Source organism: Mixta theicola, from assembly GCF_002895925.1.
GTDB classification, from domain to species: domain Bacteria; phylum Pseudomonadota; class Gammaproteobacteria; order Enterobacterales; family Enterobacteriaceae; genus Mixta; species Mixta theicola.
The window spans coordinates 115,279-127,533 of the sequence record NZ_NWUO01000011.1 but is presented as its reverse complement, the minus strand read 5'-3'; the positions used below and the strand labels follow the sequence as shown (position 1 = coordinate 127,533).

13 protein-coding genes are annotated in these 12,255 nt (G+C 51.9%); 9 read left to right on the top strand and 4 right to left on the bottom strand.

What is annotated here, in order from left to right; all coding sequences use genetic code 11:
• Nucleotides 1–50: 50 nt before the first annotated feature.
• The 4 genes from pepA (at nt 51) to COO59_RS15125 (ending at nt 5,792) form a co-directional block, all read left to right on the top strand.
• The gene (pepA, locus tag COO59_RS15140) at nt 51–1,562 is read left to right on the top strand and encodes a leucyl aminopeptidase (RefSeq protein WP_103060596.1); all 1,512 of its coding nucleotides are present in this window, start codon (nt 51–53) and stop codon (nt 1,560–1,562) included.
• Between the two features lie 259 nt (nt 1,563–1,821).
• Entirely contained in the window at nt 1,822–2,292 is a 471-nt protein-coding gene (locus tag COO59_RS15135) for a DNA polymerase III subunit chi (protein ID WP_103060595.1), read from the top strand.
• 5 nt (nt 2,293–2,297) lie between these two features.
• Nucleotides 2,298–5,153, top strand: a complete 2,856-nt coding sequence (locus tag COO59_RS15130; protein WP_103060594.1) for a valine--tRNA ligase — start codon at nt 2,298–2,300, stop codon at nt 5,151–5,153.
• Nucleotides 5,154–5,288: 135 nt separating this feature from the next.
• The gene (locus COO59_RS15125) at nt 5,289–5,792 is read left to right on the top strand and encodes a GNAT family N-acetyltransferase (protein ID WP_103060593.1); all 504 of its coding nucleotides are present in this window, start codon (nt 5,289–5,291) and stop codon (nt 5,790–5,792) included.
• Between the two features lie 152 nt (nt 5,793–5,944).
• On the opposite strand, the gene COO59_RS15120 is transcribed toward COO59_RS15125, so the two are convergent.
• Nucleotides 5,945–6,292: a putative T6SS immunity periplasmic lipoprotein gene (locus tag COO59_RS15120; RefSeq protein WP_103060592.1), complete on the bottom strand. Its 348-nt coding sequence runs from the start codon at nt 6,290–6,292 to the stop codon at nt 5,945–5,947.
• A 111-nt stretch (nt 6,293–6,403) separates the two neighbouring features.
• A complete protein-coding gene (locus COO59_RS21295) occupies nt 6,404–6,682 on the bottom strand; it encodes a hypothetical protein (RefSeq protein ID WP_240614143.1) in 279 nt (92 codons plus the stop codon).
• Between the two features lie 542 nt (nt 6,683–7,224).
• On the opposite strand from COO59_RS21295, the gene COO59_RS15110 reads away from it, so the two are divergent.
• Both COO59_RS15110 and COO59_RS15105 read left to right on the top strand, forming a co-directional pair.
• Nucleotides 7,225–7,545 carry a DUF2645 family protein gene (locus tag COO59_RS15110; protein WP_103060591.1) on the top strand — a complete coding sequence of 107 codons (321 nt, stop codon included), beginning with the start codon at nt 7,225–7,227 and terminating at the stop codon, nt 7,543–7,545.
• Nucleotides 7,546–7,813: 268 nt separating this feature from the next.
• Nucleotides 7,814–8,053 (top strand): hypothetical protein, encoded by a 240-nt coding sequence (locus COO59_RS15105; RefSeq protein WP_103060590.1) that lies wholly within the window; start codon nt 7,814–7,816, stop codon nt 8,051–8,053.
• Between the two features lie 113 nt (nt 8,054–8,166).
• Here the strand turns inward: COO59_RS15105 and miaE are convergent, their stop codons facing one another.
• Together miaE and rraB are read right to left on the bottom strand one after the other, a co-directional pair.
• A complete protein-coding gene (gene miaE / locus COO59_RS15100) occupies nt 8,167–8,937 on the bottom strand; it encodes a tRNA isopentenyl-2-thiomethyl-A-37 hydroxylase MiaE (protein ID WP_103060589.1) in 771 nt (256 codons plus the stop codon).
• A gap of 66 nt (nt 8,938–9,003) precedes the next feature.
• On the bottom strand, nt 9,004–9,420 hold the full coding sequence (gene rraB / locus COO59_RS15095; RefSeq protein WP_103060588.1) for a ribonuclease E inhibitor RraB: 417 nt from the start codon (nt 9,418–9,420) through the stop codon (nt 9,004–9,006).
• 160 nt (nt 9,421–9,580) lie between these two features.
• Between rraB and argF the strand changes: the two genes are divergently transcribed.
• From argF to pyrI, 3 genes are all read left to right on the top strand, one after another.
• On the top strand, nt 9,581–10,600 hold the full coding sequence (gene argF / locus COO59_RS15090) for an ornithine carbamoyltransferase (RefSeq protein ID WP_103060587.1): 1,020 nt from the start codon (nt 9,581–9,583) through the stop codon (nt 10,598–10,600).
• A 238-nt stretch (nt 10,601–10,838) separates the two neighbouring features.
• Nucleotides 10,839–11,771, top strand: a complete 933-nt coding sequence (gene pyrB, locus COO59_RS15085; RefSeq protein WP_103060586.1) for an aspartate carbamoyltransferase — start codon at nt 10,839–10,841, stop codon at nt 11,769–11,771.
• 12 nt (nt 11,772–11,783) lie between these two features.
• The gene (gene pyrI / locus COO59_RS15080; protein ID WP_103060585.1) at nt 11,784–12,245 is read left to right on the top strand and encodes an aspartate carbamoyltransferase regulatory subunit; all 462 of its coding nucleotides are present in this window, start codon (nt 11,784–11,786) and stop codon (nt 12,243–12,245) included.
• The last annotated feature ends 10 nt before the right edge of the window (nt 12,246–12,255 follow it).

The following is a 12,255-nucleotide window of genomic DNA, read 5'->3' as shown; positions in this document are numbered from 1 at the left end:
TACATTCTAGCCGCAGCCAGCGCCGTTGTCTTTAAGATTCAGGAGAGTGCATGGAGTTCAGTGTAAAAAGCGGTAGCCCGGAGAAACAGCGTAGTGCCTGTATCGTTGTGGGTGTCTTCGAGCCGCGCCGTCTGTCGCCGATCGCCGAACAGCTGGATAAAATCAGCGACGGCTACATCAGCGCCCTGCTGCGCCGCGGCGAGCTGGAAGGTAAAGTGGGCCAAACGCTGCTGCTGCATCATGTGCCGAATATCCTTTCCGAGCGAATTTTGCTCATTGGCTGCGGGAAAGAGCGTGAGCTGGACGAACGTCAATATAAGCAGGTGATTCAGAAAACGATTAATACGCTGAATGATACCGGATCAATGGAAGCGGTCTGCTTTCTGACCGAACTGCATGTTAAAGGGCGCAACACTTACTGGAAAGTACGCCAGGCGGTGGAAACGGCGAAAGAGACCCTCTACAGCTTCGATCAGTTGAAAAGCAATAAAGTCGAGCCGCGTCGTCCGCTGCGCAAAATGGTCTTTAACGTGCCGACGCGCCGCGAGCTGACCAGCGGTGAGCGCGCCATTCAGCACGGCCTGGCGATTGCCGCCGGCATCAAAGCGGCGAAAGATCTTGGCAATATGCCGCCGAATATCTGTAACGCGGCCTATCTCGCCTCTCAGGCGCGTCAGCTGGCAGACGCCTACAGCAAAAACATCACCACGCGCGTTATCGGCGAGCAGCAGATGAAAGAGCTGGGCATGAACGCCTATCTGGCGGTCGGTCACGGTTCACAAAATGAATCGCTGATGTCGGTAATGGAATATAAAGGCAGCCCGGACCCGGAAAGCAAACCTATCGTGCTGGTGGGCAAAGGGCTGACCTTTGATTCCGGCGGTATTTCGATCAAACCTGCCGAAGGCATGGATGAGATGAAATACGATATGTGCGGTGCGGCTTCCGTCTATGGCGTAATGCGCATGGTGGCGGAGCTGAACCTGCCGCTGAACGTGGTCGGCGTGCTGGCCGGCTGTGAAAACATGCCGGGCGGCCGGGCGTTCCGTCCGGGCGATGTGCTGACCACCATGTCCGGCCAGACGGTAGAAGTATTGAATACCGATGCCGAAGGGCGTTTGGTGCTGTGCGACGCGCTGACCTACGTTGAGCGTTTCGATCCGGAAGTGGTGATTGACGTTGCCACGCTGACCGGTGCCTGCGTGATTGCGCTGGGTCATCATATCAGCGGCCTGCTATCGAACCACAATCCGCTGGCGCACGAGCTGATCGGCGCTTCCGAACAGGCGGGCGACCGCGCCTGGCGTCTGCCGATGGCGGATGAGTATCAGGAACAGCTGGAATCCAACTTCGCCGATATGGCGAATATTGGTGGCCGTCCGGGCGGTGCGATTACCGCCGCCTGCTTCCTGGCCCGCTTCGCGCGTAAATATAACTGGGCGCACCTGGATATTGCCGGTACCGCCTGGCGTTCCGGTAAAGCCAAAGGCGCGACCGGTCGGCCGGTCGCCCTGCTGTCGCAGTTCCTGTTGAACCGCGCCGGACTGAACGGCGACGATTAAGCCGCCCGCGCAACAAACAATCCCTGGCTTAAACACCAGGGATTTTTTTTGCTTCGCGGCGAGTCGATTAGCCCGGCAAGCGCCTGAACGCGACCGCGTACCCAGGCAGTTCATCTTTGCCGATCTGCCAGGGTACGCTATTGCCCGCCGCCCCTTGCGGTGAGCAGGCAAACTTTGACTCACTTATGGTAAAGTGCCTTTTCTTCCGGCGTCGGTGCCCGGAAGGGGAATTTTCTGTCACGCATAAAGAATCCAGACCATGAAAAACGCAACGTTCTATCTTCTGGAGCAGGTTCCGGGCCAAGGCGCCGCAGCGGATGGTCTGAACGCCGTTGAGCGGCTGACCTGCGACCTTGCTGCTGAACACTGGCGTAAAGGCCAGCGAATTTTGATTGCCTGTGAAGATGAGCAACAGGCTATTCGCCTGGATGAGGCGCTGTGGCAACGTCCCGCCAGCGCTTTCGTCCCGCATAATCTGGCCGGAGAAGGCCCGAAATATGGCGCGCCGGTGGAGCTGGCCTGGCCGCAGCGTCGGGGCAACGCGCCGCGCGATCTGCTGATCAGCCTGCTGCCGCAGTTTGCAGATTTTGCCACCGCTTTCCATGAAGTGATAGACTTTGTCCCGAGCGAAGAATCTTTGAAACAGCAGGCGCGTGAACGCTATAAAGCCTATCGCAGCGTCGGCTTCCACTTGAATACGGCAACCCCGCCACAGCCGCAAACGACATAGCAGAAATGGAAAAGACATATAATCCGCAAGAGATCGAACAGCCGCTTTACGAGCATTGGGAAAAGCAGGGCTACTTTAAACCAAATGGCGATACCCGCCAGGAAAGCTTCTGCATCATGATCCCGCCGCCGAACGTCACCGGTAGCTTGCATATGGGTCATGCCTTTCAGCAAACCATTATGGATACTATGGTGCGTTACCAGCGCATGCAGGGGAAAAATACCCTGTGGCAGGTCGGCACCGACCACGCCGGTATCGCCACGCAGATGGTTGTAGAGCGCAAAATTGCCGCTGAAGAGGGAAAAACGCGTCAGGACTACGGTCGCGATGCGTTTATCGATAAGGTGTGGCAGTGGAAAGCGGAATCCGGCGGCACGATCACCAATCAGATGCGCCGTCTCGGTAACTCCGTAGACTGGGAGCGCGAGCGTTTCACCATGGATGACGGTCTCTCTAATGCGGTGAAAGAGGTGTTTGTTCGCCTGTATAAAGAGAACCTGATTTACCGTGGCAAACGCCTGGTCAACTGGGATCCGAAGCTGCGCACCGCCATTTCAGATCTGGAAGTGGAAAACCGTGAAACCAAAGGTTCCATGTGGCATATCCGCTATCCGCTGGCCGACGGCGCGAAAACCGCCGACGGTAAAGATTATCTGGTGGTCGCTACTACCCGTCCGGAAACTCTGCTGGGCGATACCGGCGTGGCGGTTAACCCGGAAGATCCGCGTTATAAAGATCTGATCGGTAAATATATCGTGCTGCCGTTGGTCGATCGTCGCATCCCGATTGTGGGCGATGAGCATGCGGATATGGAAAAAGGCACCGGCTGCGTGAAGATCACCCCGGCGCACGATTTCAACGACTATGAAGTTGGCCGTCGTCATAAGCTGCCGATGATCAATATTCTGACTTTCGATGGCGATATTCGTGACAGCGCGCAGGTTTACGATACCAACGGTGAAGAAACCGACGTCTACGCCACCACCCTGCCGGAACAGTTCCGCAGCCTGGAGCGTTTTGCCGCGCGTAAGGCGATCGTCGCTGCCGTTGACGCGCTGGGCCTGCTGGAAGAGGTGAAAGCCCATGATCTGACCGTGCCTTACGGCGATCGCGGCGGCGTGGTGATCGAGCCGATGCTGACCGATCAGTGGTACGTGCGTACCGCGCCGCTGGCAAAAGTGGCGGTTGAAGCGGTTGAGAACGGCGATATTCAGTTCGTGCCGAAGCAGTACGAAAATATGTACTTCTCCTGGATGCGCGATATTCAGGACTGGTGTATTTCTCGTCAGCTGTGGTGGGGCCATCGTATTCCTGCCTGGTATGACGCGCAGGGCAATGTTTACGTTGGCCGCAGTGAAGAAGAAGTGCGCGCGGAAAACCAGCTTGACGCCAGCGTTGAGCTGCATCAGGACGATGACGTGCTGGATACCTGGTTCTCTTCCGGCCTGTGGACCTTCTCTACCCTTGGCTGGCCAGAGAATACCGAAGCGCTGCGCACCTTCCATCCAACCAGCGTGCTGGTCAGCGGCTTCGATATTATCTTCTTCTGGATTGCGCGCATGATCATGCTGACCATGCACTTTATGAAGGATGAAAACGGTAAGCCGCAGGTGCCGTTCAAAACCGTCTATATGACCGGTTTGATCCGCGATGAAGAAGGCCAGAAGATGTCGAAATCGAAAGGTAACGTCATCGATCCGCTGGATATGGTGGACGGCATTTCTCTCGACGCGCTGCTGGAAAAACGCACCGGCAATATGATGCAGCCGCAGCTGGCAGAAAAAATCCGCAAGCGCACCGAGAAACAGTTCCCGAACGGTATCGAGCCGGCGGGCACCGATGCTCTGCGCTTTACTCTGGCGGCGCTGGCCTCTACCGGTCGCGACATCAACTGGGATATGAAGCGCCTGGAAGGCTACCGCAACTTCTGTAATAAGCTGTGGAACGCCAGCCGCTTTGTGCTGATGAATACCGAAGAGAAGGACTGCGGCCAGAACGGCGGCGAAATGGTGCTGTCGCTGGCCGATCGCTGGATCCTGGCGGAGTTCAACAACACGGTGAAAGCGTATCGTGAAGCGCTGGACAGCTATCGTTTCGATATTGCCGCGAACATTCTGTATGAGTTCACCTGGAATCAGTTCTGCGACTGGTATCTGGAGCTGACCAAGCCGGTTATGCATAACGGTTCGGAAGCGGAGCTGCGCGGTACGCGTCATACGCTGGTTACCGTGCTGGAGGCGCTGCTGCGTCTGGCGCACCCGATTATTCCGTTTATCACTGAAACCATCTGGCAGCGTGTAAAAGTGCTGAAAGGCATCAGCGACGATACCATTATGCTGCAGCCTTTCCCGGCTTATGATGCAGCGCAGGCGGACGATGCGGCGTTGGCTGATACGGAATGGCTGAAACAGGCGATCGTGGCGGTGCGTAATATCCGTGCCGAGATGAATATCTCTCCGGGTAAACCGCTGGAGCTGCTGTTGCGCGGCGCCAACATGGATGCCCAGCGTCGCGTCAGCGAAAACCGTAACTTCCTGCAGGCGATGGCGCGTTTAAGCGACATTACCGTGCTGGCGCAGGGTGAGAAAGGCCCGCTTTCCGTCACTAAGCTGGTGGATGGCGCCGAGCTGCTGATCCCGATGGCCGGTCTGGTCGATAAGGAAGCGGAGCTGGATCGTCTGGCGAAAGAGCTGGCGAAGCTGGAGGCCGAGATGGAAAAAATCGATTCTCGCCTCTCCAACGAATCTTTCGTTGCCCGTGCGCCGGAAGCGGTGGTCGCGAAAGAGCGCGATCGTATGGCGGAGCTGGAGCAGGGTAAAGCTAAGCTGATTGAACAGCAGAGCGTTATTGCCGCGCTGTAATTTGCTGAAGTGTTAAAACGACCGTGGCAGGGCAACCTGACCACGGTTTTTTTATGCTATCGCCCGCCGCCATTGCATCAGGCGGCAAGCGGTGTTATTACACTCTTTTTCCTTTTCTTAATCTGAGCCAGACGTATGAATATCGCTTCCGACACTTCGCTTCGCGTTCGCCCTATTAGCGCGGCAGATAATCCGTATATTGCGCAGGTCATTCGTACCGTATCCGCTGAGTTTGGCCTGACCGCCGATAAAGGCTATACCGTTTCCGATCCCAATCTGGACCGGCTGTTTGAACTGTATAGCGAGCAGAATAGCGCCTACTGGGTTATTGAGCTGGATGGCAATATTGTCGGCGGCGGCGGCGTTGCGCCTCTGCAGTGCAGTGATCCGGATATTTGCGAGCTGCAAAAGATGTATTTCCTGCCGCAGCTGCGCGGCCGGGGCATAGCGCATCGTCTGGCGTTGCAGGCGCTGGATTTCGCCCGCGAGCAAGGCTTTAAGCGCTGCTATCTGGAAACCACCGCCAGCCTGACACAGGCGATTCGCCTGTATGAAAAGCTGGGCTTTCAGCATATTGATGGCCCGCTCGGCTGCACCGGCCACGACGATTGCGAAGTACGGATGTTAAAGGCGCTGTAAGCGCCTTTTTATTGTGTATGGATTAATAGCTTCGTTATATTACTATCAATAACACAGGATATTAGCCTGTGCCTGATTCAAGGGTATACTTACGACCAGGCACAATGCGGTTATTTTTTTCTGAACTTATTAGCTCAGCACAACACAAGAGTTCACCTAAACTTTTTTATGATATTCCCTTCGTGATCCACCCTGAATTCTACCCGGTATTTCTTTTGGTCGAGGATATAAATGAGCGTGTAGCTTTCATTCTTTTCAAACCTGCTAAAAACACACATATTGGGGTAAAATTTCTGTATGTCATCTTCCATTGAAAGTGGTTTTTTATACTGATTAACCGAAGAGCTTAGCAAATAGTAAGATAATATCTCGCCTGATTTTGCGTTAATACAAATCGAGTTTAACGTAATATTGGCGTCACCAGGTAGATTAAATTGTAATTTATCACCCGATCCGCAGGATGCTAAAATAAGTAAAAAAAGCAACATGATTTTTTTCATATCGGGAAATTCCTTAATATTTTCTTATATTTTTCAACCAGATTATTATAATCCTCATCACGATCATAGTCTTTGGTATTTAATAATATAGGAATAATTATTAAATCCGTGCTATGTGAGCAACCAGTAATCAGCAACGATCGAAGCTTGTTGTTCCATTGAGTAATCATCTAACCTGGTTTTGTTCAACCTATAATTGTAATCAGCCGCCCATGAGAACAGACCTCGCATTACAACATTCATTCCCTTTTGCTTCTGCCAGACATGCATCATTTCATGCATAAAGAGATGTTGTAGATCAACAGAACTATAAGCATAATCATCGCGATATATATTAGTTTCAAACCATATCTCACCTGCTGGCGTCATTGCCGTATTGTTTTCTTGCATACCAAAAGGCAGGAAACTACCGTGATGTACCCAAACATTATTATATTAAATTGATTGACCATACAATTGTTGTGATAAGTTAATTTCACCTGGTGTCATCAGGCGTAAACCACCTCTTTTCAATCCCATATATGCCTCCCTGCTTGCTCTTCATAAATCATATCCCTAATTTAAAGGCAGTTATCAATAAGAACCACCAGCTAAATATAAGTTCTTAGCATCAGGTTTTGCAACACTTCGCTTTCATCTTAAATAAAAAGAAACGTTATTATCGCAATCCTTATTATTAAATTATTTATAATTCCATCGCATTAATCAACCAATTAGGTGGCGATAAATTTTACCGATCCAGGAGATTAAAGTGGGGGCTGGGAGGCCCTTTGCTTTTTGATTAACGATCACGTTATTGACGCGTGAAAAATTATTCGGCAAAAACACAAGGAGCATAACGCTGATGAAAACGGCCCCTGTTATAATCAGCCCTCTTCAGGTAGCGATAACATAGAACGGCAGGCGGCCACGCTATACAGGTTTAAAATTTCATGGCTATAAACTTATGGAAAAAATTCACCTTAACGCTGTTTTATAGCGTTTTCTGCTTTATTAATATCGCTTACCTCTCATATTTCAAAGAAGAGCAATATATCGATGGTGATGAAATCAAAACGCTCTGCGATGCTTACAAAACGTTTGTCGTTGATGATATTCGCTCTTTTACCGCTCCGTTAACGTTTCTGCTGATCGCGCCACTACTCTGGCTTAGCCTGCGTAAAAAGCAGCGTACGCTTTATTTACCGCTGTTCACGCTGCTGTTAATCGCCTTTTGGTACTGGCGTTTTTTTGGCCGGCTGTATGGATGTTAATCAGCCAGAATAGTTTATGGCTGTTTGTGAACGGATTGATGTCTGTAACAGGCTATTAATTGAAAGAGTAACGCATTTGCTAAGCTAATAATTACCGACTCGCAATGCCAGGTTATTTCTCTAATATATCCGTCATACTTCAAGTTGCATGTGTGTTGGCATTACTCGGCCCTCCGGGGCTCGCGCAAGCGCGGTTCAAAACGGTTAACCGTTTTGTCAGGCAACTTGAATTATTTAGGGTATGGAAAGTAGAAATTAAATAATTTTCATGACAATCAACAGTAAGCTCCTTGCTTTAAAAATGCAAATGAGATTAATTATCATTCCATGGAGAGCAGAACGGAGAATTGCTTATGAAGTTATGGCAAATATTTTTTTAGTTATCCCTGTTGGCATGTTAGCTGGCAAAGGGGTCAGTTATTTAAATATCAGCCCGCTGTTAAAGGATATGTTTGTAGGTTTAGTCGCAGTGATGATGATGTTTGTTTTATCGAAGTTAAACAGATAGCCAATAAAGGGGATGAAATATGCAAGAAGATGGTTTTATAATGGAAATACCCGCCTTTCTGCTGCTCCGTTATTGTTCCTTAATGATTATCACAATGAAAAAATAGCTGCCGCTTAATTTGTATGCCAGTCCGGCGCGCCGCTGTGAAAGCGTAGTTCGTTATCCGGTTCCTGAATCAATCGCGCTTCGGCCTCGCCGATTTGATGCACCCTGCTGGTAATATCAAAAGGCGCAATGCGTGCCGCCAGCGCCAGATAATCCTGATAGTGACGCGCCTCTGAGCGCAGCAGCGAAACGTAAAACGCTGCCAGCTCCTCATCCAGCCACGGTGCCAGGCTGGCGAAACGTTCGCAGGAGCGCGCCTCAATATAGGCGCCGCAAATCAGCTTATCCACCAGCGTTTCCGGCTCGTGAGTAATCACCTCACGCAGCAAGCCTTTGGCATACCGGCTGGCGGTAATCTTCTGATAGGCGATGCCGCGCGCCTGCATGATTTCCCATACCTGATAAAAGTGGTGCAGCTCTTCTTTGATCAGCAGAATCATCTTATCCAGCAGCTCGTCGCCCCAGGGAATATCGTTACGGGCGATAATGCGCTTTGATAAATTTTTATGCGCTTTAATAAACTCGCTGTCGTGATCTTCACGATGCACAAAGGCTTCATAAGGCTTTAACCAGGCGAGAATCGCTTCGCCGCTGGGCTTATCGGCAACATATTTACGAATAAGCCAGGTGGCCGTCTGCGCCGCTTTCAGTTCACAAACCATATGGTCGGTAAGCAGCAAGGGAAGATTTTCGGGTTTGCGCGCCTCATCGATCCACGCCTGTGGCGTACGGCAATGCAGAAACTGGTGAATGGGAGCAAGAAGATCGGCGTAATTCATATTATCGCTACGGTTAAAAGGCGCGCCTTAGCGGCACGCCGGATCAATATTTACAGCGGCAGGCTATTAATGACGGACGCCGTCATCGTCTTCATCAAGGTAATCACCCTCTTCTTCATCTTCCGCATCCGGATCTTCAAAGTAGGTGCCCCAGCCGTCATAATCGACATCGTGCTTACCGGCCAGGTTAACCAGCTGTTCAACCTGCGCATCGATCAGCTCAGGTTTAAGCGCCAGCTCGCTCAGAATATCAACACACATAACGGTTGAGCCATCTTCCAGTTCCAGCTCTTCCGGCTCGGTGACTTCATAGCCCAGCTTAAAGGCATCTACCGCCGCTTTTTCCAGCGCCTCGAAGCTGTCGCAGGAAAGATGATGTTCAATGGTGTAGAGCGCATCGGGATCGCTGCCATCTTCCAGCAGCTCTTCGATAATCGCTCGCGTCTCTTCGCGCTGCTCTTCCAGCAATTCTTCATATGCCATGATGGGTTCCTCTGTTTTGGCAGACAATGTGATTATTTTCCCACACTGCACTCCGCGCCACTACACAAAAGCAAAAGTTTATTGCGCACAGGGTTGAAAATGAATATTCATACGGTTAAATTGAATTTTAATTCACTCTCAAAGAGACAAGGAGCGCTATATGAGTCAGTTTTATCAACGCCATTTCCTCAGGCTGCTCGATTTTACCCCCGCTGAAATTAATGCTCTGCTGGCCCTCGCCGCTGAATTAAAAATCGCGAAAAAAAATGGTGCGGAAGTGCCGCTCCTGCAGGGAAAAAATATCGCGCTCATCTTCGAAAAAGAGTCGACCCGCACCCGATGCTCTTTCGAAGTTGCCGCCTTTGATCAGGGCGCGCGCGTCACTTATCTTGGCCCCAGCGGCAGCCAGATTGGTCATAAGGAGTCGATTAAGGATACCGCACGCGTGCTGGGCCGCATGTATGACGGCATTCAGTATCGCGGCCACGGCCAGCAGATCGTGGAAACCTTAGCCGGCTATGCTGGCGTGCCGGTCTGGAACGGCCTGACCGATGAATTTCATCCCACTCAGCTGTTGGCCGATCTGTTAACCATGCAGGAACACCTGCCGGAAAAATCGTTACGCGCGATGGTGCTGACCTACGTAGGCGATGCACGCAATAATATGGGCAACAGCCTGATGGAGGCCGCGGCGCTGATGGGCATCGACTTGCGGCTGACGGCACCAAAGAGCTGCTGGCCGGAAGAACATCTGGTCAACGAATGCCGCGAAGTTGCCAGGCTAAACGGCGGAAAAATTACCCTGACGGAGGATATTGCCGAAGGCGTTAAACAGGCGGACTTTATCTATACCGACGTTTGGGTCTCGATGGGCGAAGCCAAAGAGCGCTGGCAGGAACGTATCGCCCTGCTGCGTGATTATCAGGTGAATATGGCGATGCTGCAGCTCACCGGCAATACAAAAGTTAAATTTCTCCACTGCCTGCCCGCGCTGCATGACGATCAGACCACGCTGGGGAAACAGATGGCCGAACAGTACCAACTGCCCGGCGGAATGGAAGTGACCAACGAGGTTTTTGAATCGGAGCACAGCATCGTTTTCGATCAGGCGGAAAACCGGCTGCATACCATCAAAGCGGTGATGGTCGCCACGCTGGCGAAACCGGGTAAATTAGCGTAACGCAAACGGTTACCCGGCGGGCGTTTTTTACTTGAAGCCATATGCTGAATGCGTATAATGCGCCACAATTTGTCGGGAGGACGCATGCAGCTGAGCCATAAAACAGACATCGCTCAATCACGCCTGAATACAGGCGGCGCGCCTGTTTCCTTCCGTCAGCGACCGATCGTAAAAAAGCCCCTCATTGCAGGGGCTTTTTTTTCGGCCTTAATCCGGCACGCCTAAAGGAGAGTGACGCATGAATCCACTGTATCACAAGCATATCATTTCGATTAACGATCTCAGCCGCGAGGAGCTGGAGCTGGTATTGCATGCGGCGGCCAGCCTGAAAGCCAACCCGCAGCCGGAGCTGTTGAAACATAAAGTGATTGCCAGCTGTTTCTTTGAGGCCTCCACGCGCACGCGCCTCTCCTTTGAGACCGCGATCCAGCGTCTGGGCGCGGCGGTAGTGGGTTTTTCCGACAGCAGCAATACCTCGCTGGGTAAAAAGGGCGAAACGCTGGCTGATACCATTTCCGTTATCAGCACCTATGTCGATGCGATTGTGATGCGTCATCCGCAGGAGGGCGCGGCGCGTCTCGCCACCGAATTTTCCGGCACCATTCCGGTGCTAAACGCGGGCGACGGCGCGAATCAGCATCCAACGCAGACGCTGCTTGATCTGTTCACCATTCAGGAAACGCAAAGCCGCCTGAGCAAACTGAACGTGGCAATGGTCGGCGACCTGAAATATGGCCGCACCGTGCATTCCCTGACGCAGGCGCTGGCCAAGTTTGACGGCAACCGCTTCTTCTTTATCGCGCCCGAAGCGCTGGCGATGCCTGCCTATATTACCGATATGCTGGATGAAAAAGGCATTGCCTGGAGCCGACACGCCAGTATCGAAGAGGTGGTGCCGCAGGTCGATATTCTTTATATGACGCGCGTACAGAAAGAACGCCTCGATCCGTCCGAATACGCCAACGTAAAGGCGCAGTTTGTTCTGCGCGCCGCCGATTTGCAGGACGCGCGCGACAATCTGAAAGTATTGCATCCGCTGCCGCGCGTTGATGAGATCGCCACCGACGTGGATAAAACGCCTTACGCCTGGTATTTCCAGCAGGCCGGCAACGGCATTTATGCGCGTCAGGCGCTTCTGGCATTAGTGCTTAACAGCGATCCGGTTCTGTAAGGAGGAAACAGTATGACGCAAGATAAATTACAGGTTGAAGCCATCAAACGCGGCACGGTAATCGATCATATTCCGGCGCAGGTGGGCTTTAAACTTTTAACGCTGTTCCGCCTGACGGAAACCGATCAGCGTATTACCATTGGGCTTAACCTGCCTTCCGGCGCGCTGGGCCGCAAGGATCTGATTAAGATCGAAAACACCTTCCTGACTGACGATCAGATCAACCAGCTGGCGGTATATGCGCCGCACGCCACCGTTAACCGCATCGATGAGTATGAAGTGGTGGCCAAAATTGTTCCCACGCTGCCGGAGCGCATTGAGCGCGTGCTGACCTGCCCGAACGGCAACTGCATCAGCCGCACTGAGCCGGTTTATTCCAGTTTTGCCGTCAGGAAACGCGCTGAAAACGTTCAGCTGAAGTGTAAATATTGCGAAAAAGAATTTGCGCACCAGGTGGTACTGGCGAACTGGTAATCACCTTTCG